Origin of the sequence: Mesorhizobium kowhaii (genome assembly GCF_042431665.1) — a bacterium.
Lineage (GTDB): Bacteria > Pseudomonadota > Alphaproteobacteria > Rhizobiales > Rhizobiaceae > Mesorhizobium > Mesorhizobium kowhaii.
Genome location: NZ_JBHLYT010000222.1, coordinates 21,103 through 42,633, shown reverse-complemented (window position 1 = coordinate 42,633; position 21,531 = coordinate 21,103). Strand labels below are relative to the sequence as shown.

Genomic DNA, 21,531 nt, shown 5'->3' with positions numbered 1-21,531 from the left:
TCGTTGAAAAAGTCGCGCACCGGCGCGGCTTCTTCGCGCTCGACATGGCCGACTTCGCTGCAGTGCACAAACGGAGATTGAAACTGGAAAGCGGCTCTTTGGCTCTTTAAGAAGTATTGTTGCGGAAATATCACGAATATGCGTCTAAATTTGGCACAGATTGCACAAGAGGGACAAAGGAAACGTGAACTAGCCTGAGTGGATTCTATTTATGACTGTTTTGCAAAGAGACGTTACTCGCAAAGGAAAACTGGTATTACAATTGCAAACTGATCGATTTGAAAATCATAAAGTCAAACTGAAGAGTTGATGCTGCCGGTCGATGAACAGTCGCGTGCGGCCAGTATGACCTCGTGCACCATGTCGTGCTTGAGCATTTCAATGGGAATGCGACCGTCGAGATCTGGCGAAGGGCGGGCCAACCAAAACCAGGCCAGCCTTGGATTGGGAATGAGGGACAGCACCGCACTGATCCCTAGCGCCGGCCTGCCGTCGATGAACTGGGCAAGCGGGAAGACATGCTTGCGGCCGCCCTTGCGCAAGGCAATGACTTCGTTGCGCCTTTGCCAGCGATGAAGCGTGGAGCGCGGGATGCGGAGCTTCTCTTCCAAATAGGTCGATCCGGCAACTCCGCCCGCCCAGTCCTCGATCACCATCGATTGGAGCTCTGCGGCTCCCTCGGCAACGTGTTGGAACGCAGGCTGGCCGGGTCCGGCCGCCGGCGCTGGCCTTCCCGAAGCGTAGTCCGCTCCGGCGGGGTGGCTGTGCGCGATCTTGTTTGCCATCGTGCGGAAGAACTCGGAGGCGAGCGTAGTCAAGTCGCCCTTGAAAGAGCCGATCGCGTGCCATTGTGCCTGCGGCAGGAAGGGCAGGGCGGCGGCCACACTGCCCGCAATCGCGCTGACGGAAACGAGCGCCTCGGCGTCCAGCAGGACACCATGCTGCGTCAATGCCTGTTGTACCGCCTCGCCCACCAGGCCTGCCAAGGCTTCGTGGGATATCCCAACCATCGGATTTGGAAATCTGGTCATGTATCTGACTTGCCGGCCACGCGCGCTCCTCCCCAATTGCGGCCGATTGAAAGGCTACAGCAGGAAGACGAAATGGTAACGACCATAGACACAGCGACCTGACAGGCAGCTGTCTTGCATTTTTTCATACCCCAACTGGCTGCCCCGAAATGTCAGTCGCGGGACGCCTCAGTGTGCGTGTAGGGGTGGTGTGTGACAGATGCACGACAGACCGCGTTGTTTGATGCCCTTTAGAGTGACGCACCTTTACTATTGCAGTCTTGCTGCTTGCCTTGTGGCGTAGCTTCGGCGCGGCCGCGGAGCTTGGCCACTGGAGGACATCTGAGGGAGCTGATTGGTGGTGTCCCAATGGTCGATGATGGTGGCAGCCGCGGGGGATCTCGAGCGCATAGGCAAAGAGTTTGGCGATCGTGACTTTTTGCTACCTGAGATCATTGCCTACCTGCGCTCGATTGGTCGGTACATAGAACCCCACTCGCCAGCGACGCATTGGTCAGAACATCAGAGAACACAGTACGGAAAGGTGCGCTCAGTCCACCTACGTGGCTTTTCGGCCTGGCTTACACCGTCCACCAAGTGGCGAATGCTATCGCGAAAACGGTTACCACGATCCAGAACATACACGTCTGGTCTCCGTTTCGGCCAGATTCGCCATCTTCGAACACGTCGTAACCCCCCATTCTTACCACAACAGGAACACTATCAAGCTGCTCGCGAGCGAGGGGAGTGACATGGGTTGGGCTAGCATCCGCTAGAAAACTCTCTGGACGAACCACTGGGGTCGGTAACGCGTATCCACGGCTCACCAGGTACGCGACCAGGCTTGAGGGGTCGCGGTATCGCCATCACCACTGCATGAACATGGCTTTGTGCCGCGACTGACACGCTACGGACGATCTTTGAGCCGTCCATCTCTTCGACTTTAAAACGTTCCATCGACCTGCTTTCTCGCAACCGACAATTACCAAAATCCGAAACGAATGGAACTGCCATGGACCGACCTTCGTGAGCGATTGCAAGGCTAAGAGCGGGCAAAAGAGTCCTAGTGTACTGCTGTCTCAAAAATGGAGCTAAGGCCGTTTCGAAAACCTATACTTAACCGTAGTGCCAATGTGGCTTTAGTTCTGTGCTCAAAAACATCACCCCGATCTTGTCTGCTCGTCGCCACTTAACAACAGACTTATAGCCTATGCCGTCAATCGGGATGTAGAGAAGGAATTCATCCGGGACGCGCGCTTCGATTGACACCTGCAACTCCGCACCTTTGGAATGCATATTTCGAACAGTGCACTTCACCTCGGAATTTGATATACCTGTCAGTATCGTCGCTCCTTTGAGAACACGTCGACGCCGCTGTTTTCGCAATTCTTCACAACCGTGCATAAAACACCCATGGACGAGTAACGCCGTATTTCCGCAAGCGCGTCTTTACGTTCGTTCGGCGTGGTCGGCAAGCCATTAGCCGCTTATTCACAGAATAAGTGGAAAGTCGCCTAAAACTGTTCTACTGGCGGCAGTAATAAGGACGGCCATTGACCATCTTCATGGTGCCGTAGGTGGATGGGCCGCAGGTGATGGCGGGGCCATCCGCCAGTTGCAGGACGGTGGCGGAGACGGTGCCGGAGATTTCCAGAGCAACCGCGGGGGTAACGGTCCCTATGCCCACCTTGCCGCCGAAATTGGCGGCGCCCAAATAGGTCTGGCTGACGCCCAGGCGACCCCAGGTGCTGGCGCCGTTTGTGAGGGAGCGCCAACCGTACGACAATTCGAGATTATTGAAATTCGTAATCATTTGTTTTCTGGTCATTTTTGTTGACGTACTCAACATCATTACATCACTGTCCATGTAACATTTGCTATAAATCGGTTACATGGAAGTTACATGAAATGCCTAAATTGTTTTTGACTGACGATCTTGTTTTTACTGCAAGTTGCCAACTTGGGAAAGGCCAGGAAATATACTGGGATTATCCAGTTGGAGTGGACTGTCGTATACGAAGTGACTCCGTTCCGGGCCTGGGGCTCCGTGTTACTGAGTTGGGGCACAAGGCCTTTGTCCATGCTTATAGGTTCAATGGCAGGCGTTATCGAACAGTGCTCGGGTCTACCGTCGTCCTCAACGTATCCTCTGCCCGGCTGGCGGTCGGCAAACGGCAACGCCGCCCTGGAGGTCGGGGATAATCCAGATTTCGACCGAACCGACACTCGCCGTGCTCATCTTCTAACGGTCCGTGAGGCGATCGACCGCTATTGGGAAAGCCATGTGAGCGGCCTCTCCGCCGGCTACCGCTACAATTTCGCGATCTTTGTGGCGCATTGGCTGCGGCCCACGCCGACGGTGGCAAGCAAGCGCGGCCACAACAGTCGGCGTCGTTACAAAGATTTCGGGACGATGTTCGCCGACCGGCCGCTTTCCTCGATCAAACCGCTGAATATCGAGGAATTCCAGAAGCAATTTTCGTCGGGATACGTGTTCAACAGCGCGCTGCGGCACGTACTGGCGCTCTATAACTGGGCCATCCGTATGCAGTTGGTGGACATGCGCAACCCCTGCACTCCTATCCGAGCCCGGAAGGTTATACGCCGACGCCGGGATTACTCAACAGAGCAGATCCGCCAAATCGCAGCTCACATCTTCTATCCGGTGTTCGAGGCGCCGCCTGAAATTGATCACCTGGAAGGGTTCGCCAAACGGAACATGGCTCTGGTCAAGGGGCAGGTGGCAACCGCCAACGACCAGATGGAGGAGCTCTCCAAATTTATGGGCATCCTGTTCCTGACCATGGCCCGCCCCAGCGATCTGACCAAGGCGGAATTCGACCATTTTGATCTGGAGAAGCTTGTCTGGCACAAGCACAACACCAAGGGCATCAAACTGTCGCGTTCGCTCTATGAATACGCATACCGTTCGGTGCCGATCCATCCTAGGGTGGCCGGGATGGTGCAGGCCCAACGCCTCCGCTGGCCTGAAAGCAAGTTACTGTTCCCCTCGCACACCGATATGACCCAGCCCCTCGACAATTTCCGCAAGGGGCTGGACAGGTTCAAAGCGATGCCGGGCGTTCCGGAGTATTTCCAGCTTTACGACCTCAAGAGGATTGCCATCTCCCTGATGTTGACAGCCCAAGGCGTATCGCACGAGGCCGTGTCACACTACGTCGACCACAAAGGAAATCTTGAAACGACCATGATCTACGACCTCGGCCTTGTAGACCCGATGCGCCCGGTGACTGAACGCCTTGGCGTCCTGCTCGGCGTCTAGCGCTTGACGTCATTTTTCGTTTGTGAGGCAATGGGCTTGCGGCGATCTTCAGCCGCGACAATCCACAACGAAAGCTATGCCCATGGAAGCCATGCACGCGCTTGTGTTGACCAGTACCCAGCTGCGCGACATGCTGACGGAAGCTGCTCGAGAGGGAGCGAGTTTGGCCGTCGCGTCATTGCGTGCGGAACTCCATCAGACGCCCGACGACGCCGCCCTCAAGAAACTCCGGGCCTACCTGGCGGACCCGGCCTCGCTTGCCACTCCGCAAGACCATTGGGCGCATAGCGAGCTCATCCGCCGGATTCAGCCGACGGCGCGCGGCAAGCCAAAATCCACGGCGTGGTTTATGCGATTCCAGAGGGAGACCGGACTGAACGAGTGCTTCACCCGTCCAAGTCCTGCCTATGGCCGCCGCAGAGAATGGTCTTTCGCCGATATCAGGCTGGCATGGGATGCCTACTACCGCAAAGGGTAAGCAGCGAGGCTACATCGCTTTATTATTTGTGCAAGGCTCGCGAAACTTCCGCAAAAGCCGAAGTGCTCAAACAAGCGCGCCAAAACTATAAGAGCGCCGGCTCACAAAACATTGCTCACGTACATAACTTACTTTGAAAGGTATGTCTTGACTTTCGGATTGGGAAGCGCTGTCTAGCCGTCTCTTGCTCCCAGGCTAGGGGTTCTTCAGTGACTGTTCGAATAAGGCTTCCCGGTGGCACGTTGAAGGTCAAGAATTATCGTGAACTGCGCGCTCGAGAACGTCAGAGGCGGCTGCCCGTAGTCAAGCTCGGTCCAATCTACCTTATTTGGTGGTCCAATAGGCAAAAGCCAATCAACGATTAACCGCTAGGCTGACGGAGGCATCTGCGATCGCTTCGAAGAGGTAAGCCATGCGTTGTGACTGGGGAAGTACATCATCACCAACGGTGAATGCCACGATCCTCTACCGACAACGCGAAGGGCATGGCGCTTTCGTGCGAATGGCGCGTGCCGCAGTAATGTTATACAGTAGGTCACCTAAGAATAAGCTTGGATGAGGTGAAGCCAAGGCTGACATTAAGATGTTAATGCTTATCTGGCATCCAACCGAAATAATTCCACAGACACGTCTTTAAAAACTATGAACAGCGAAATATGTGTTGACGCTGAGTTCGACTGGAAGCTTTAGCATTATCGACAGAAGTTGGACTTAAGAAGTGACATGGCCAAACAATACGCTGAGTGATAATACCGACGCGAGCAGTAAACGAGTCCAACGTGGTGACACGGAACGCCGCAATAGAATTGGTAGCAAATTTAGTTTCTATGGTGGTCACGTTACGCAGTGCATTGGTTCGGCCATAGAATAAATCAACCTCGCGATCTTTCTACGGAAACAATAAGACATCATGATCCATGATCAGGTCATGCCTCCAATGCTTGAGACAAAAGCAACTAAACGGAGACTGCTTGCTTGCAAGCTCGCGCGAAACATGAATATCTTAGTTCGCTTGTGCGGCCGGCGGGCAGGGCTTCGCGAGAGCGCGACGTTGGGGTTGGGGATATGTATTTTCCAAGGTTTCTTGTCGGTGCGACGATCACTCTGCTGGTCGTCGTGATCTGGGTTTACCATACAACCGATTCGATCTGGCGTACGGTAGGCTGGGCGATGCTCATCGCGACCATTCTCCAGATAGGGTATTTTGCCGCTGTAGTGTTATTGATCTATCTCGACATGTCCAAACCCGCCGAGACAATCGATTCGAGCACAGGCGATGAAACTGGGTCGCTTCCCATCAGGCGGGACGGCATATCTCTCTGATACCGTTGAAGGCGTATGACCTTCGGAACCGTTTTGGCGAGAATGTTCGAGGCAACCACTGCATCCGCCGCGAACGAGGCTGCCTTCCCACTGTCGAGGGCAACAAGCCGGACAATAGCGCGTTTTCCGACGCCCGGGGCATAATACTGTCGATCATCAGGCAGTCCTTTCCCCCCATCTCGCGGCGGCGAGGCCACATGCCACGCCGACGCAATCAGCAACCCAGTCGAGCATATCAACATCGCGAGCTATCAACGGCAACCCCTGGAGAACCTCGATGCCGGCGCCAACCAACACAAGGAAGATAATCAGCCTTATCTTTCGCTCGGGCCAGCCGAGGCTTCCAAGGAACATCAGGACGGCGAACGCCGTGATGTGGTTCAACTTGTCGTAGTGAAAGCCGATGTCGATGCCAAAATCCTTTAGGCGAGGCAACGGAAACAACGCGAGTGCAAGGACGACAACCAGCATAACCCCAAAAGCGACCCGTTCGGCGACTTCATAATATTTCATGCTGCTCCGCCCAAGTCTGAACCCTGACCACCCGTTCGCTACGGGTTAGAAGGTCGACTGCGGTGAACGCTGGGTTGAAAGGATCATTCGACGGTCACCGATTTGGCCAGATTGCGCGGCTGGTCGACATCCGTGCCCATGAACACGGCGGTGAAATAGGCGAGCATCTGGATCGGCAGCGCGTAGATGATCGGCGAGATGATTTCCGGCACGTCCGGCAGCACGATCGTCTCCATCGTCTTGACGCTCACTTGTGCCGCACCCTTGCTGTCGGTGATCAGGATGATCTTGCCGCCGCGCGCCGCCACTTCCTGCATGTTGGACACCGTCTTCTCGAAAATGCGGTCATGCGGCGCAATCACGATGACCGGCATGTTCTCGTCGATCAGCGCGATCGGTCCATGCTTCAGCTCTCCCGCGGCATAGCCCTCGGCATGGATGTACGAAATTTCCTTGAGCTTCAGCGCCCCTTCCATGGCGAGCGGGAAGTTGGTGTCGCGGCCGAGATAGAGCACATCCTTGTGGCGGGAGAGATCGCGCGAGATCCTTTCGATCTGCCCGTCGAGCTTCAGCACCTCGCTGGCGAAGCGCGGCGCTTCGGAGAGTTCGCGCACCAGCATCCGCTCCAGCTCGGGCGAGATGGTGCCGCGGGCGACGCCGGCCCGCACGGCCAGCGAAGCCAGAACCGAAAGCTGGCAGGTGAAGCCCTTGGTCGAGGCGACGCCGATCTCGGGCCCGGCGAGTGTCGGCAGCACGACGTCGGATTCGCGCGCCATGGTCGATTCCCGCACATTGACGACCGCGCCGATCTTCATGCCGGCCTTGCGGCAATAGCGCAGCGAGGCCAGCGTGTCGGCGGTTTCGCCCGACTGGGAGATGAACAAGGCCGCGTCGTTCGAGGATAAAGGCATCTCGCGGTAGCGGAACTCCGAGGCGACATCGATGTCGACCGGCAGCCGCGCATAGCGCTCGAACCAGTATTTGCTGATCAGGCCGGCGAGATAGGCGGTCCCACAGGCCGAGATCGCCAACCGGTCGATTTTGCCAAAATCGAACGGCAGGTCGAGCGGCTTCGAGACGCCGGAGACGAAATCCACATAATGCGCCAGCGTGTGCGAGATCACCTCTGGCTGCTCGTGGATTTCCTTTTCCATGAAGTGCCGGCGGTTACCCTTGTCGACCATGAAGCTGGTCGAGAGCGACTGCTGACGTTTGCGGTCTACCTTGTTGCCGTCGATGTCGTAGATCACGACGCTGTTGCGGCGCACCACCGCCCAGTCACCATCTTCCAGATAGGTGATCGAGTTGGTGAAGGGCGCGAGCGCGATGGCATCCGAGCCCAGGAACATCTCGCCGTCGCCGTGGCCAACGGCGAGCGGCGGACCGTTGCGGGCGCCGACGATCAGATCCTCGTCGCCCTTGAACATGACCGCCAGCGCGAAGGCGCCGTGCAGCCGCTTCAGTGCCTGATGCGCCGCCGCGACCGGCTTCAGTCCCTTGGCCAGTTCACGCGCCACCAGATGCGCGACGACCTCGGTGTCGGTCTGCGAGGAGAAAGTATAGCCGTCGCGCATCAGCTCATCGCGCAATTCTGCGAAATTCTCGATGATGCCGTTGTGGACGATGGCAACCCCGTCGGAAAAATGCGGATGCGCGTTGGTTTCGTTCGGCACGCCATGCGTCGCCCAGCGCGTGTGGCCGATGCCGATCGTGCCGTCGAGCGGCTCTTCCTTCAACCGGCGCTCGAGGTTGATCAGCTTGCCTTCAGCCCGGCGGCGGCCGAGCTCGCCATTCTCGATGGTAGCGACGCCGGCCGAGTCATAGCCGCGGTATTCGAGCCGTTTCAGGGCATCGACAATGAGCGACGCAACCTGCATTTGGCCGACAATTCCAATGATACCGCACATGCAGACAGTTCCTTCAATCCACTACAGAAAGCCGACCTAGTTCACAGCGTTGTCAGTCTTTGGCCACGTGGAAAATTGTGCCCGACCGTACCGTTGCGCAACATGTTGCTACAAATAACCAACAAATGTTAGCAATAGTAACAACAGAACTACACAACAGCCTTAGGAATTCCAGCCTAAACGCCATTCTTAAAACAACAGATAGTTCATGACGTTAACAGAAACGTGACAAGTCGCCTCGCTTTGCGATTATAAAGAATAAACCATCGGGCGCAAAAACACAGCGCTATCAACGATGCTGTCTCACGCGCTGAAACGAGTCACTCACTTTTATCGCTCTATCAGGATCCCTGGGCCTGAGGGCATCATTTTACAACCGACAAGAACGGATGCAAAACAAAGTCAGAGATTGAAGATCTAGTGCTAAGGCAGAGGAGCGAGAGGCGGCGCTTAACAACGCGTGGAAACCCTGTCAAGCCCGCCACAGACCTTCCTTGACGCGATTATTATTTAATCGATTGTAGCGATAAAGCGTATCGGTCAAGACTTGCGTTTAACGCACAAGCATCATATGGCTCCGCAATATCGGCACGGTCCAACTGTTCGTTAGACAAAGCTTTTACGCGCCTGCCATGCGAGAGAGAAATATGACAAATGCGGATATCACACAAGTATGAAATATCTTACATAACAATCGCTACAGCCAATAGATGAAATATTAGTGACGGCTAATTTGCCGTTATAGATAACAAAAGTATTTCATAATCTTTCAGGCAATGCCACTTCTTAGCCAAATCGTTCCTTGCGAGTCTGAAAGATGTAGCATAAATGATCTGCCCATAGCGGCCGAAGAAATGTGGAATCAGTATTGTGACTCTCTTAGGACAGGCGAGCACCGAGCGGAGTGCCTTTCAGAATTCGCCAGCCGCAGATAATGGCGTTAGGTGGTATGTTGCCGGTGTATCTATGGGCAAAGAGACCATAGCTGAACAACATCTCCACAGACAGGGATTTGTTTCGTTCGTGCCGCGCGGCAAGAGAACAGTTCGTCACGCTCGACAGCTCTCGACGCGGACGGCAGCATATTTTCCTGGGTATATGTTTGTCGCCATAGACGTTACCCTTCAACGCTGGCGCTCGATCAACGGAACTATCGGCATTCGTTCTTTGATCATGCGAGGGGATAGGCCATCGCCGGTCCCTATTGGGTTGGTCGAGCGCTTCATTGCATTAACCGGCAAAGATGGCCTGCTTGATTTCAGCGGTGGCCTCAAACCGGGATCTTCTGTTCGAATTCTATCGGGGCCTTTCGCGGAGTTGATAGGTCGCCTTGATCGGCTTGATTCCACAGGGCGGGCCCGCGTTCTTGTCGCCATCATGAATGGCGAAATTCCTATTGATCTGGAATCGAGCGGTCTTGTCGTAATTGCGTGATCAAAGCGCTTTATTGCTCGCTTGCTTGATCCCCCTCGTCGCATGTGAAAACTCCCCGCTTCACCCGGGAGTGCGGTAGCCGTGGTCTTGCACATTCGTCAAAGGACTTTGCCCAGCGTGGCAGAACAAGACCGTTAGTCCGGGCTGGACGGACTACACACTGGTTGGATTTCATTTCAAGATGGCCGAATGGTGCATCATGGATGAGCCTTCAGACGGAGCATGTTGTGCTGGTCGTTTAAGGCAGTAGCTGGAACGTCGTATCTGGTCGACTTGCAAACCGAGACAGATCAGGGTGACAAAAGACGTCAATCGTTCCCACGCTCGTGGCAAAACACCCGAGTGACACTTCTTCGCTGGGCAGAAGTCGGCGAGCGGCTCACGGCGTGTGCCATTTCATGCCGCCATGACGGCAAATATCTCCAGACCAAATAACCGGACATATAGCCTATGAACATGAATGTTCGCGCCATCAATTTGCCGAACCAAAGACATCTCCTGTTGCGGATGCGCTTTCAATTGGTGGGCGGTTTGATGTTTGCCATCGTTGTGCCTGCTCTGATCCGTCTTTCGATAGGGTACGGCGTTATTTATTCATCAAACATGCAGATCACGATCGTCGCTGCGGTTGTCGCACATATCATTGGCTACATGTTATACCGCCGGATCGCGAATTTTCCCGGGGTAGCAGCAACTGGATACATTCTGCCTACCTTTGCGTTAGCCTACGGCCTCGTGTTTTTGACTATTTTCTTTTTGCGAATTGACTACAGCCGGTTCCAGGCGGCCGCCAGCTTCTTTCAGTCGACATTTTGGTACTTTGCGATAAGCGTGGTGACGCGGCGGCTCGATCCGTACCGATTGGCTGTAGTCCCTGGGGGAAACGTCGATCGGCTCGGAAATATACCGGGCGTGGCCTGGCATTGGATACGTTCGTCTGACGAAATTGTAAAACATGCAAGCGGAGTGGTCGCAGACCTTCGGGCTGATCTTTCAGACGAGTGGGAGCGCTATATTGCCGATCGAGCGCTTTCCGGCACGCCGGTCTATCATATCAAGCAGATCAGCGAGTCCCTGACAGGGCGTGTCGAGATCGAACACCTTTCAGAAAACACTCTGGGCTCTCTAAATCCGAATCAGGCCTATATGAAGATAAAGCAGGTGATCGATTGGCTTGCGGCATTGGCTGCTCTGATTCTTCTTTCGCCGGCGCTCTTATTGGTCGCTGCGTTGGTTAGACTTGAGTCAAGTGGAGCTGCGTTGTTTAAACAGGAGCGGATGGGCTACCGAGGCAACGTGTATAGGGTCTACAAATTTAGGACGATGAGAGTTGACGCACGCGGTACTGATGAGAAGGAACAGGCAATTACAAAAGATGGTGACGCGCGGATTACTCGATTAGGGCGGTTGTTGAGAAAATCGAGGATCGACGAACTGCCACAAGTTATCAATATCCTGCGCGGAGAAATGAGCTGGATAGGACCTCGACCCGAGGCCCTCGTTCTTTCGATATGGTACGAGGCGGAATTACCATTTTATAGGTATCGGCATATCGTTCGGCCGGGAATCACAGGGTGGGCACAAGTGAATCAGGGCCATGTTGCCGCCGTGGGAGAGGTCCTAGAGAAACTTCACTACGATTTCTACTATATCAAGAACTTCTCGCCGTGGCTGGACCTGCTAATTGTGTTCCGGACAATTAGGACGGTCCTGACCGGCTTTGGCGCTCGTTGAATGGCTGGGAGTGCAAGGTCAAGCCGAGGCAGGGCGTTGAACATGGTATCGGCGCCCTTGGAGCGGGGAAATGAGCGCTTGGTTGCCGGAGCAGCCCGTCTGCTGAATATTGGTTTGCGTTTCGGCACTCTGTTGACCCGGTTTCTGTTCGTATTCTTCCTGGCCAGGTACATCGATCCGACGTCGGTCGGATACTACGGGCTTTTCACAGCCACCGTCAGTTACGGTCTATATATGGTCGGCTTGGACTTTTATGTCTTCCTTTCGAGGGAAATACTGCAGGTCTCTGACGAGCAGCGAGGGGCCATGCTGAAGGGCCAATTGACGTTATGTGGCCTGCTTTACGTGATTGTACTGCCAGCCTTTGTCCTGATCTTAATGCTCGAGGGCTGGTCAACGTCCCTTCTATGCTGGTTCGTTCCGATTCTGGCACTGGAGCATTTCAACCAGGAAGTGTCCCGTCTGCTCGTCGTGTTGTCGGACCAGGTTGCGGCGAGCATAACGTTATTCGTGCGCCAGGGCAGCTGGGCGATCGCCGTTGTAACCCTGATGATCGGATTTCCAGAAAGCCGGAATCTCAACGTCATTATGGCGCTCTGGGCTTGTGCGGGGCTTGCTGCAGGAGCGCTGGGTATTTGGAGACTAAGGCAACTCCCGATTGGTGGTTGGTCGAAACCGATCGATTGGCGCTGGGTCGGAAAAGGGATCTCGGTCAGCGCGGCCTTCCTGGTTTCGACCCTCGCTTTGCGCGGTATCCAGACAGCCGATCGATATTGGATGGAGAGCCTGGGCGGCATTGAAGCGGTCGGCGCTTATGTGTTGTTCCTCGGAGTTGCAGGAACGCTTATGGTCTTTCTGGATGCGGGCGTGTTCTCGTTCAGTTATCCCGCACTGATCAGTCACAGCCACAAGCAGGAATACAGTCTGGCCCGTAAGACGGTTCAGCAAATGTTTTTTCAGACCGTGGCCATGTCGGTTGCGTTTGGCCTCGTAAGCTGGACGTTGCTGCCTTACCTGCTTCAGTGGGTAGGAAAGGCGGTCTATCAAGATGCCGTCGGTCTATACCCATGGGTGCTACTTGCAGCGATCACCAATGCCGTCGGTATGGTACCTCACTATGCTCTCTATGCCCGTGGGTTCGACAAACCCATCATCTACAGTCATATCGCCGCATTGCCGGTATTTGTCATATCCACCTGGTGCCTCAGCAAAAGCCACTCCGAACTGGCTGTTCCCATCAGCATGACGATCTCGTTCACTCTGATCATGATTTGGAAAGCGGTTGCCTACCACCGCCTCGACACAAATCACTTACCGCCAAAATCGTCGGCATAATTCAAACTTTTGCTAAATACAGGCGAACCTATGATCCGCTACGGACAGCAAGATATTACGCAGGCTGACATCGATGCCGTTGTGGGCGTTCTGACGTCCGCCAACCTTACTCAAGGCCCCAATATCCCGAAGTTTGAGCGGAGTGTAATAGTGCGCACTGGTGCCAGGCATGGGGTGGCCGTCAACAGCGCCACCTCGGCACTTCACATCGCCTGTCTGGCGCTGGACCTCGGGCCTGGAGACTTTCTCTGGACCTCGCCGAACACTTTTGTGGCCACGGCGAATTGCGCGCTCTATTGCGGCGCTCAAGTGAGCTTCGTGGATGTCGACCCGCGTACTTATAACCTCTGTCCTCGGGCCTTGGAGGAAAAGCTCATTGAAGCTGAAAAGGTCGGCCGCCTGCCGAAAATTGTGGCCCCTGTTCACCACACCGGCCAGCCCTGCGACATGGAGGCCATTCACGCCCTTGGTGAAAAGTACGGGTTCAAGATCCTCGAAGATGCCTCGCACGCCATCGGCGCCCGCTACAAGGGAGAGCCGGTCGGAAGCGGCCGATACAGCGACATCACCGTGTTTAGTTTTCATCCAGTAAAGATCATCACAACCGCTGAAGGTGGGATGGCCTTAACGAACAATGATGAGCTGGCAACGCGCTTGAGCCTACTGCGAAGTCATGGCATCACGCGAGAGCCAGCGCTCATGACGCAGGAAATGGATGGCCCTTGGTATTATCAACAGGTGGCTCTCGGCTACAATTACCGTATGACGGACATGCAGGCTGCCCTAGGCGTGAGCCAAGTTGCTCGCCTGACCCATTACGTGAAGCGGCGACACGAGATCGCGGACCGTTACAACAAGCTCTTGGCCAACCTGCCGCTGACGCTGCCGTGGCAACATCCAGATAGCTACTCGGCCTATCATTTGTATGTGATCCGGCTGCAGCTGGAGGAGATAGGCGTGTCGCATCTAGAGGTTTTCGAGGCAATGCGCGCCAGGGACATCATGGTCAACCTGCATTACATCCCGGTGCATACCCAACCTTATTATCAGAAGATGGGTTTCCGGAACGGCGACTACCCGGAGGCTGAGCGCTATTACCGGGAGGCTATCAGTATCCCAATGCACCCGGCATTGACCGACGCGGACCAGGAGTTCGTGGTTAAGGTGCTACGCGAGGCTATGGGGCTATGAGGCTCGCCGTGATTCCTGCACGGGGCGGTTCGAAGCGCATCCCACGCAAGAACATCCGCACCTTTTGCGGGCTGCCGATGGTTGCGTGGTCAATTCGCGCAGCCGTACAGAGCGCCTGTTTCGATCGTATCATTGTCAGCACGGACGATACTGAGATCGCCGAGGTCGCAAAAGAATACGGCGCAGAAGTGCCTTTCTTGCGCCCGAGCGAACTGTCTGACGACCACACTGGAACTGTTCCCGTTGTGGCACATGCCATCCAATGGCATGCGACGGAGGGTGCTCCTGCCAGACAGGTCTGTTGCATCTATGCCACTGCGCCATTTGTGCAGGCGAGCGACCTGCGACAGGGTCTAGAGATCCTTTGGGCGACCGAGGCCGAATTCGCCTTCTCGGTGACGAGTTACGCCTTTCCCATTCACAGGGCGTTGCGTATCACGTCAGGTCAACGCGTGGCGATGTTCCAGCCGGAGCATCTTGGGAGCCGCTCGCAAGACCTTGAGAAGGCCTGGCACGATGCGGGTCAATTCTACTGGGGTCGCGCTGAGGCTTGGCTCGAGAACAAGCCTGTGTTGGGGCAGGGCAGCGTCCCTGTGTTCTTGCCACGCCATCGTGTGCAAGACATCGACACACCCGAGGATTGGAAGCGGGCGGAACTTATGTTCCAGATCCTAAACCAGGACACGGGACCGGAATGATCCAAAAATGTCCCCGCGGCGATTGAAACGCTTGCAGATCGCCTTTCGAACTGATGCCTCGATCGAGATTGGCACTGGTCATGTCATGCGCTGTCTTACGCTGGCTGACGCGCTTCGCGAGCGCGGGGCGGAATGCCAGTTCATTTGCCGTCTACACAATGGCCACCTTATGGATCTCATAGCAGAGCGCGGATACATGGCCGTCGCGCTGCCCAAGCCGCCTAAGGAGGCCATTAAGGCGTGTACGGTTCCACCCCATGCCTACTGGCTGGGGACGGACTGGGCTCGAGATGCGCAAGAGACGTGCCAGGCCATCGCAGCTGTGGATTGTCTGATCGTAGATCATTACGGGCTAGACCGCCGCTGGGAGGAAGAGCTTCGTTCTGCCTGTCGGCTCCTGATGATCATTGACGACTTGGCTGACCGCCCGCACAATTGCAATCTGTTGCTCGACCAGAGCCTCGGTCGCACCGAACAGGACTACAATGGCCTGCTGAGCGCCCACGCCATCACATTGCTCGGACCGGACTATGCGCTACTGCGGCCCGAGTTCGCAGAGTTGCGCGTAGAAAGTCTTGCTCGTCGGCTTCAACCGAAACTCGAGCACGTGCTCGTAACCATGGGCGGTGTAGACAGGGAGAACGTCACGGGCCTTGTATTGGATGCGCTCGATCTCTGCACCTCACCCACTAATCTGCGGTTCACGGTCGTCATGGGGCCGCATGCGCCTTGGTTGCCGCAGGTGCGTGCCAGAGCCCTTAGAATGCAGAGGCCCACCCAAGTACTGACAGGCGTACGCGACATGGCTCGGCTGATGGTGGGCAGTGATCTGGCGATCGGTGCGGCCGGGAGCACCACTTGGGAACGTTGCAGTCTAGGTTTGCCTACAATACAGATCGCGTTAGCTGACAATCAAAAAGAAATGGCTGCAGTCCTTGCCAAAAGAGGTGCGGTCATCGGCACTGCCTCTAAAGAGGACCTTTCAGCCGATCTTCCAAACTTGCTATCTATACTCGGCACAGATCAGTTAAAATCACTCGTAAGCTCTTCAGCATTGGTCTGCGCCGGCGGGGGAGCGGCAACTGTAGCGGACCATCTCTTGCGACTTTCGCTCGAAACGTTGGAGGGCACGTGAGCAGCTTGGGAAAACTCCGAGCCATAGAGGATGACGAGCTTGAACTCATGCGTTCTTGGCGCAATGCACCTGCTGTACGCGCCAACATGTATACCAGACATGAAATCTCACAAGCGGAGCATCTTTCCTGGTGGAAACAAACTAGCGGATGTGACGATCAAAAATACTTCATGTACGAATGCAACGGCATCGGGCATGGTATTGTAGGGATCACGTCAATAGATTTTCTTAATGCCAATTGTTCGTGGGCCTTTTATGCGTCAACGGACGCGCCAAAGGGCGTAGGATCCCGCATGGAATACCTCGCGTTAGAGTATGTTTTTGGTCAGATGGGATTGCACAAATTGCACTGCGAGGTTCTGGCTTTTAACGAGGCGGTGATCAAGTTGCATCAGAAATTTGGTTTTCGGGTCGAAGGTATATTTCGCCAACATCATTCGATCGACGGTAAATATGTCGATATCTACAGGTTAGGGTTACTCGCGCCGGAATGGTCAAGCATGCGTAACAACTTGTACGCCAAGCTATCTGAAACTCAAACGGGGCGGTGAAATGGGCCACGAAATCCAGATCGCCGGGCGCCGGATCGGCCCGGATCAGCCTCCCTATGTCATTGCCGAACTGTCAGCCAACCACAACGGCAGAATAGAAACGGCGTTACGCATCGTCGAGGAGGCCAAGAGGGCCGGAGCAGATGCCGTCAAGCTGCAGACCTACAAACCCGACACGATCACGCTCGATAGCGACGGCGAGGAGTTCCGCATCAAGGGCGGTTTGTGGGATGGGCGCACGCTCTATGATCTCTATCAGGAAGCGCATATGCCCTGGGATTGGCACAAGCTCCTCTTCGATCATGCCCGCAAAGTGGCCATTACCATCTTCAGCTCGCCCTTCGACAGTACGGCGATTGATCTCCTGGAAGACCTGAATGCACCAGCTTACAAGATCGCCTCGTTCGAAGCTGTCGATCTGCCGTTGATCAAATACGCCGCCAGCACAGGCAAGCCGATGATCATCTCGACCGGCATGGCGGATGCGGAGGAGATTCGGGAAGCCATCGACGCTGCGCGGGAAGGCGGCTGCAGGGAATTGGCCATTCTGCACTGCGTCAGCGGTTATCCGGCTCCGGCTGATGACTACAATCTGCACACGATGCGCGACATGATTGAGCGGTTCGGACTGGTCACGGGCCTTTCTGATCATACGCTGGACAATACTACCGCCATTACCAGTGTGGCCTTGGGTGCCTCGATCATCGAAAAGCACTTCACCCTCGACCGCGGCGGCGGTGGGCCAGACGATAGCTTCTCGCTGGAACCTACCGAAATGGCGGCCTTGTGCGCCGGCGCGAAAACGGCCTGGCAGGCGCTCGGCAAGGTGGACTACGGGCGCAAATCGAGCGAGCAGGGGAACGTCAAGTTCCGCCGGTCGCTGTATTTTGTAAGGGACCTAAAGGCAGGGGATGTCATTACGCGAGACAGCGTACGCAGCGTCCGACCCGGGTTTGGGCTTGCGCCTAAGAATCTCGAAGCAGTGTTAGGCCGTACAGTGACCCGGGACATTCGTTCGTCGACGGCCGTACTCCCTGAACTGATCGATAGCTGGCCGCCACGATGAACGTTCTCCTTCTGTCAAATAGCGCGCCGAACTACTTTCATTTCTTCAACGCACTCGCGGCGCGGTTCGGCAACGACGGCGCCACCGTAGCTGTTGCAGTAGACAGCGCGTTTTCTCGCGAAGAGAACGGCTTGGATTCCGCGGGCTTTGCTGCGATCTATGACTTCTCGTCCTTCTTTGCGAACCATCATGTCGATTTCGATATTCTAGCCCGCTATGCCGGATATGATTTGAACTCTGCCCTACTATCCGACTTCGAGCGTGCGCAGGTCTACGGGATCTGGGGAGAGGGTGCCGACCTCGATTTCTTCGATCACCTAAAAAGCGCCCTGCTAACGTATTTCGAGGAGATATTCGACAAGCATGGCACAGAGCTCGTCTTGTATGAAAATGTCTCCAACACGTTTGCGCATTTCGCGCTTTTCGTAGCCCAGGAACGGCACGCCGTTTATTTTGGTTTAGGCGGCTCTCGCCTACCCGGTCGCTTTTCCGTTTCTGCAGATCCTCTGGCGGATGACTCTGTCGAGAAAGCTTTTGCTGGAATTCGAAATGGTCAAAAGACAGTCGCGCCGGATGTTCACCAGTGGGTAGAGAACTACATCACCAACATAGAAACGATCGTTCCCGATTACATGAAAATCAATGGGCTGGAACGTATCACCTTGATTAAACGGTACTTTCGGCGTGGCCGCCTCAGTAGGATCAAGGCACTCATACGCCACGCGTCCGACAGCCGTACCAATTCGTTCCAGATCGGCAATCCCCTGCGCACACATGTAAGCCTCTTTCTGCGCAATGTGCGTCGTCGTCTCAAAGTCGGCAGAGTTCGCGGCATGTATCAAAAAGCGGTGGCTGGTGAACGGTTTCTTTTGTACCCGATCCACTTCCACCCTGAAGCCTCGACATCCATCCTCGCTGGGGCCTACCTCGACGAATATGAAGTCATCCGCAACATTGCCTTCAGTCTGCCCGAGGGCGTCCGCTTGTATGTCAAGGATCATATGAGCGCTTGGGCATACCCCTCGCTCAAATTTTACCAACGTATTCGGTCTCTTCCCAATGTAAGGTTGCTGGGGCCGGACGAACCGACAAAGCAACTGATCAAATCGTCTGTCGGAGTCATCACTCTCACAAGCACTGTCGGTTACGAGGCGCTTCTGCTTAAAAAGCAGGTGTTTCTCTATGGGCGTGTATTTTACGGATTTCACAAGGGCGTCGTCCCGGTAGTAAATCCTGCCAATCTCCGTCGCACTATATCTGACAGCCTGGCCTCTACGACGAGCTGGGACGACCAGTATAATCATGACTTCGTCTGCGCCTATTGGCTGTCGACCTTGCCAGGAGCACTTAATCTTATGCTCGATCGTGAGCCAGCCGCTCAAGCTGCCGAGCACATCTATCGTGAGTTGCTAAAGTCTGGGCGATTGCACGGATACCCACCGGTAAAGAGCGCAGCTTAAAGGGCGCGCCTAAGTAGCTACGGCTCCCGCCTTAAGGTGCGGAGACAGGCATATCGTTGCGTGTGCGGAAATGAAAAAGATCAAAGTTCTTTGTGTCGTCGACTTTTATCTGCCGGGTTTCAGAGGCGGCGGGCCGATCCGCACGCTTGCCAATATGTGTGAAGCTCTGTGCAGTAACGTTGAGTTTTTCATTTTTACACGGGATCGTGATTTGGGCTCCGATGAGCCATATCCGGGGGTCCGTGCCAATAAGTGGCTGCGCTCACCAAATGGTTTTATTTATTATGCCGACCCAAGAAAATTTAACGCCAGCCATATGGTCAAGGCAACGGAGTTGCATAGCTTCGATGTTCTGTATCTGAACAGCTTCTTTGGATACCGATCGTCTATTTCGATTTATCTCAAACAACGTTTGGTCCAGGGAAATGGCCCGAATGTCTGCATTGCGCCACGAGGCGAATTTTCTGGCGGTGCCCTCTCGATCAAGCGCCTCAAAAAACGGATGTATCTAAGCTGCGCCAAGCTGGTGGGACTGTATCGTAGTGTGCATTGGCACGCTTCCACCCCATTGGAGGCTGAAGATATTCAGCGTCAGTTTCCTTATTCAAGGGGGAAAATCCATCTTGCCGCCGATCCGGTGTCCGCGGCAGGTAAATACTCCATGCCCCCTGAACATTCGCGAAAAACAGCGGGCCAACTGGCGATCGCCTTCATATCGCGCATATCACCAATGAAGAATCTGGCTGGCCTGCTCGAGATCCTTTCCCGAGTCGACCGCAAAATCAAACTCACCATTTTTGGCCCTATAGAGGACGCTGCCTACTGGCAGAATTGCCAGGCCATGATTGAACGCCTCCCGTCCCACATAGCGGTCGAATATCGGGGAATGCTGGAGCCCGATGAGGTTTCCGCAACGTTTGCGGCATTTGATCTGTTCGCCTTTCCCACGCTGGGGGAAAATTTCGGGCATGTGATCTTTGAGGCTCTGCGCGCCGGTACGCCCGTTTTGGTTAGTGATCGGACCCCTTGGCGGGCCGTTGCATCTGGCGCAATCACAGTAGTCCCGCTCGGTTCTATCGACATATGGCGACAGCAACTGTCGGTCGCGGCGGACAGAGATTCCCAAGAGCAACGATTGCTCCAAATGGCCGCGATTGAATTCGCCAAACGCTACGCCGCATCAGACGCGGCGCGATCTGACACTCTGGCAATGTTCCGTTCTGTAGCAGCCAGTTGAAGTAGAAAAGGATGCTCGATGTTTACCGGCAAGACCCTCCTCATAACCGGCGGCACTGGTTCATTCGGAAATGCCGTTTTGCGCCGATTTCTCGATTCCGATTTAGCTGAAATCCGCATCTTCAGCCGGGATGAGAAGAAGCAGGACGACATGCGCAAGAAATACAACAACCCCAAGGTCAAATTCTATATTGGGGACGTGCGCGACTATCAGTCCGTCCTCAACGCCGTTCGAGGGGTGAATTTCATTTATCACGCCGCCGCACTCAAGCAGGTGCCGTCCTGCGAATTCTACCCGCTTGAGGCCGTCAAGACCAACGTGCTGGGTACGGAGAACACCCTGGAAGCCGCCATAAACTGCGGTGTGGAGCGTGTGATCTGCCTGAGCACGGATAAGGCGGTGTATCCAATCAATGCCATGGGTATCAGCAAGGCGATGATGGAGAAGGTCATCGTCGCGAAGTCGCGATCGAGCAACAAAACCGCCATATGCGCTACCCGCTACGGCAATGTGATGGCTTCGCGCGGCTCGGTAATTCCATTGTTCACAAACCAAATTCGCGCCGGCCAGCCCATCACAATCACTGACGCGGCCATGACCCGTTTCATGATGACATTGGACGACGCGGTCGACCTGGTGCTTTACGCTTTCGAGCATGGCAATCCCGGTGAGATCTTCGTGCAGAAGGCCCCGGCAGCTACGATTGAGACCTTGGCCAGGGCCCTGACCGGCCTGCTGGGGGCCCCTGAGCATCCGATCAGGATTATAGGTACGCGACACGGCGAGAAATTGTTCGAGGCTCTGCTCAGCCGAGAGGAAAGAGTGGCAGCGCAGGACTTGGGCAACTACTTCCGTGTTCCACCAGATTTGCGCGATCTGAACTATGGAAAATTCTTCGAGCAAGGCGAGATCGAGATTTCGCAATCGACAGATTACAACTCGCACAACACCACAAGATTGGACGTCGCGGAGATGCAGGCCTTATTGATGAAACTTCGGTTTGTGCAAGCTATTGTCCGTGGCGAGCATGTCGAACCCGAAGAGTGAGCCAGATGACATGCCCTTGGTCCCGTTTGAAATGGTCGTTGAAATCTGGCTGTTTGCTCGCGAGGACCAAACCGCCTGCGTCTAAGACAAAGATCTCTTATCGGTATGGTTTTAGGTTCGCACCAGAAA

At 55.0% G+C, this 21,531-nt stretch carries 20 protein-coding genes; 15 read left to right on the top strand and 5 right to left on the bottom strand.

Going from position 1 to position 21,531, the window contains the following annotated elements; translation table 11 throughout:
* Window positions 1-293 precede the first annotated feature (293 nt).
* Window positions 294-986 carry an antitoxin Xre/MbcA/ParS-like domain-containing protein gene (locus ACFFNA_RS39770; RefSeq protein ID WP_378925828.1) on the bottom strand — a complete coding sequence of 231 codons (693 nt, stop codon included), beginning with the start codon at window positions 984-986 and terminating at the stop codon, window positions 294-296.
* A 400-nt stretch (window positions 987-1,386) separates the two neighbouring features.
* Between ACFFNA_RS39770 and ACFFNA_RS41405 the strand changes: the two genes are divergently transcribed.
* Complete coding sequence (locus tag ACFFNA_RS41405) at window positions 1,387-1,761, top strand: Y4lK-related protein (protein ID WP_514132028.1); 375 nt, start codon at window positions 1,387-1,389, stop codon at window positions 1,759-1,761.
* Between the two features lie 365 nt (window positions 1,762-2,126).
* Here ACFFNA_RS41405 and ACFFNA_RS39765 read toward each other — a convergent pair whose 3' ends face one another.
* Together ACFFNA_RS39765 and ACFFNA_RS39760 are read right to left on the bottom strand one after the other, a co-directional pair.
* On the bottom strand, window positions 2,127-2,414 hold the full coding sequence (locus tag ACFFNA_RS39765; RefSeq protein WP_378925826.1) for a PilZ domain-containing protein: 288 nt from the start codon (window positions 2,412-2,414) through the stop codon (window positions 2,127-2,129).
* 121 nt (window positions 2,415-2,535) lie between these two features.
* Entirely contained in the window at window positions 2,536-2,877 is a 342-nt protein-coding gene (locus tag ACFFNA_RS39760; RefSeq protein WP_378925824.1) for a hypothetical protein, read from the bottom strand.
* A gap of 228 nt (window positions 2,878-3,105) precedes the next feature.
* Between ACFFNA_RS39760 and ACFFNA_RS39755 the strand changes: the two genes are divergently transcribed.
* The 3 genes from ACFFNA_RS39755 (at window position 3,106) to ACFFNA_RS39745 (ending at window position 6,094) form a co-directional block, all read left to right on the top strand.
* Window positions 3,106-4,293 carry a tyrosine-type recombinase/integrase gene (locus ACFFNA_RS39755; protein ID WP_378925822.1) on the top strand — a complete coding sequence of 396 codons (1,188 nt, stop codon included), beginning with the start codon at window positions 3,106-3,108 and terminating at the stop codon, window positions 4,291-4,293.
* Window positions 4,294-4,375: 82 nt separating this feature from the next.
* A complete protein-coding gene (locus tag ACFFNA_RS39750; protein WP_378925819.1) occupies window positions 4,376-4,771 on the top strand; it encodes a hypothetical protein in 396 nt (131 codons plus the stop codon).
* Between the two features lie 975 nt (window positions 4,772-5,746).
* Entirely contained in the window at window positions 5,747-6,094 is a 348-nt protein-coding gene (locus ACFFNA_RS39745) for an exopolysaccharide production repressor protein (RefSeq protein ID WP_378925816.1), read from the top strand.
* Window positions 6,095-6,250: 156 nt separating this feature from the next.
* Here the strand turns inward: ACFFNA_RS39745 and ACFFNA_RS39740 are convergent, their stop codons facing one another.
* Both ACFFNA_RS39740 and glmS read right to left on the bottom strand, forming a co-directional pair.
* Window positions 6,251-6,607, bottom strand: coding sequence for a VanZ family protein (locus ACFFNA_RS39740; RefSeq protein WP_378925813.1), 357 nt, complete (start codon window positions 6,605-6,607; stop codon window positions 6,251-6,253).
* Window positions 6,608-6,690: 83 nt separating this feature from the next.
* Entirely contained in the window at window positions 6,691-8,514 is a 1,824-nt protein-coding gene (gene glmS, locus ACFFNA_RS39735; RefSeq protein ID WP_378925811.1) for a glutamine--fructose-6-phosphate transaminase (isomerizing), read from the bottom strand.
* An 870-nt stretch (window positions 8,515-9,384) separates the two neighbouring features.
* Between glmS and nusG the strand changes: the two genes are divergently transcribed.
* From nusG to ACFFNA_RS39680, 11 genes are all read left to right on the top strand, one after another.
* Window positions 9,385-9,948, top strand: coding sequence for a transcription termination/antitermination protein NusG (nusG, locus tag ACFFNA_RS39730; protein ID WP_378925809.1), 564 nt, complete (start codon window positions 9,385-9,387; stop codon window positions 9,946-9,948).
* A gap of 450 nt (window positions 9,949-10,398) precedes the next feature.
* Window positions 10,399-11,682, top strand: a complete 1,284-nt coding sequence (locus tag ACFFNA_RS39725) for a sugar transferase (RefSeq protein ID WP_378925806.1) — start codon at window positions 10,399-10,401, stop codon at window positions 11,680-11,682.
* A 42-nt stretch (window positions 11,683-11,724) separates the two neighbouring features.
* Window positions 11,725-13,017, top strand: a complete 1,293-nt coding sequence (locus ACFFNA_RS39720) for a lipopolysaccharide biosynthesis protein (RefSeq protein WP_378925830.1) — start codon at window positions 11,725-11,727, stop codon at window positions 13,015-13,017.
* Between the two features lie 30 nt (window positions 13,018-13,047).
* Complete coding sequence (gene pseC, locus ACFFNA_RS39715; RefSeq protein WP_378925804.1) at window positions 13,048-14,208, top strand: UDP-4-amino-4,6-dideoxy-N-acetyl-beta-L-altrosamine transaminase; 1,161 nt, start codon at window positions 13,048-13,050, stop codon at window positions 14,206-14,208.
* Entirely contained in the window at window positions 14,205-14,906 is a 702-nt protein-coding gene (gene pseF, locus ACFFNA_RS39710) for a pseudaminic acid cytidylyltransferase (protein ID WP_378925802.1), read from the top strand. Before pseC ends, pseF begins: the two co-directional genes overlap by 4 nt.
* Before the next feature lie 31 nt (window positions 14,907-14,937).
* Entirely contained in the window at window positions 14,938-16,041 is a 1,104-nt protein-coding gene (gene pseG / locus ACFFNA_RS39705; protein WP_378925800.1) for a UDP-2,4-diacetamido-2,4,6-trideoxy-beta-L-altropyranose hydrolase, read from the top strand.
* Window positions 16,038-16,592, top strand: coding sequence for a UDP-4-amino-4,6-dideoxy-N-acetyl-beta-L-altrosamine N-acetyltransferase (pseH, locus tag ACFFNA_RS39700; protein WP_378925797.1), 555 nt, complete (start codon window positions 16,038-16,040; stop codon window positions 16,590-16,592). The genes pseG and pseH overlap by 4 nt, the downstream gene beginning before the upstream one ends.
* Window position 16,593: 1 nt before the next feature.
* Window positions 16,594-17,658, top strand: a complete 1,065-nt coding sequence (gene pseI / locus ACFFNA_RS39695) for a pseudaminic acid synthase (protein ID WP_378925795.1) — start codon at window positions 16,594-16,596, stop codon at window positions 17,656-17,658.
* Window positions 17,655-19,118: a capsular polysaccharide export protein, LipB/KpsS family gene (locus ACFFNA_RS39690; RefSeq protein WP_378925793.1), complete on the top strand. Its 1,464-nt coding sequence runs from the start codon at window positions 17,655-17,657 to the stop codon at window positions 19,116-19,118. Before pseI ends, ACFFNA_RS39690 begins: the two co-directional genes overlap by 4 nt.
* 70 nt (window positions 19,119-19,188) lie before the next feature.
* Window positions 19,189-20,355: a glycosyltransferase gene (locus tag ACFFNA_RS39685; RefSeq protein ID WP_378925791.1), complete on the top strand. Its 1,167-nt coding sequence runs from the start codon at window positions 19,189-19,191 to the stop codon at window positions 20,353-20,355.
* Window positions 20,356-20,373: 18 nt separating this feature from the next.
* Window positions 20,374-21,402, top strand: a complete 1,029-nt coding sequence (locus tag ACFFNA_RS39680) for a polysaccharide biosynthesis protein (protein WP_095204565.1) — start codon at window positions 20,374-20,376, stop codon at window positions 21,400-21,402.
* The last annotated feature ends 129 nt before the right edge of the window (window positions 21,403-21,531 follow it).

Coding starts and splice junctions, on each gene's coding strand:
- ACFFNA_RS39750 (WP_378925819.1), top strand. CDS start 4,376: ATGGAAGCCATGCACGCGCTTGTGTTGACCAGTACCCAGCTGCGCGAC.
- pseC (WP_378925804.1), top strand. CDS start 13,048: ATGATCCGCTACGGACAGCAAGATATTACGCAGGCTGACATCGATGCC.
- ACFFNA_RS39685 (WP_378925791.1), top strand. CDS start 19,189: ATGAAAAAGATCAAAGTTCTTTGTGTCGTCGACTTTTATCTGCCGGGT.
- pseI (WP_378925795.1), top strand. CDS start 16,594: ATGGGCCACGAAATCCAGATCGCCGGGCGCCGGATCGGCCCGGATCAG.
- ACFFNA_RS39690 (WP_378925793.1), top strand. CDS start 17,655: ATGAACGTTCTCCTTCTGTCAAATAGCGCGCCGAACTACTTTCATTTC.
- glmS (WP_378925811.1), bottom strand. CDS start 8,514: ATGTGCGGTATCATTGGAATTGTCGGCCAAATGCAGGTTGCGTCGCTC.
- ACFFNA_RS39725 (WP_378925806.1), top strand. CDS start 10,399: ATGAACATGAATGTTCGCGCCATCAATTTGCCGAACCAAAGACATCTC.
- ACFFNA_RS41405 (WP_514132028.1), top strand. CDS start 1,387: ATGATGGTGGCAGCCGCGGGGGATCTCGAGCGCATAGGCAAAGAGTTT.
- ACFFNA_RS39765 (WP_378925826.1), bottom strand. CDS start 2,414: ATGCACGGTTGTGAAGAATTGCGAAAACAGCGGCGTCGACGTGTTCTC.
- ACFFNA_RS39720 (WP_378925830.1), top strand. CDS start 11,725: ATGGTATCGGCGCCCTTGGAGCGGGGAAATGAGCGCTTGGTTGCCGGA.
- ACFFNA_RS39680 (WP_095204565.1), top strand. CDS start 20,374: ATGTTTACCGGCAAGACCCTCCTCATAACCGGCGGCACTGGTTCATTC.
- ACFFNA_RS39755 (WP_378925822.1), top strand. CDS start 3,106: ATGGCAGGCGTTATCGAACAGTGCTCGGGTCTACCGTCGTCCTCAACG.
- ACFFNA_RS39760 (WP_378925824.1), bottom strand. CDS start 2,877: ATGGACAGTGATGTAATGATGTTGAGTACGTCAACAAAAATGACCAGA.
- ACFFNA_RS39740 (WP_378925813.1), bottom strand. CDS start 6,607: ATGAAATATTATGAAGTCGCCGAACGGGTCGCTTTTGGGGTTATGCTG.
- pseF (WP_378925802.1), top strand. CDS start 14,205: ATGAGGCTCGCCGTGATTCCTGCACGGGGCGGTTCGAAGCGCATCCCA.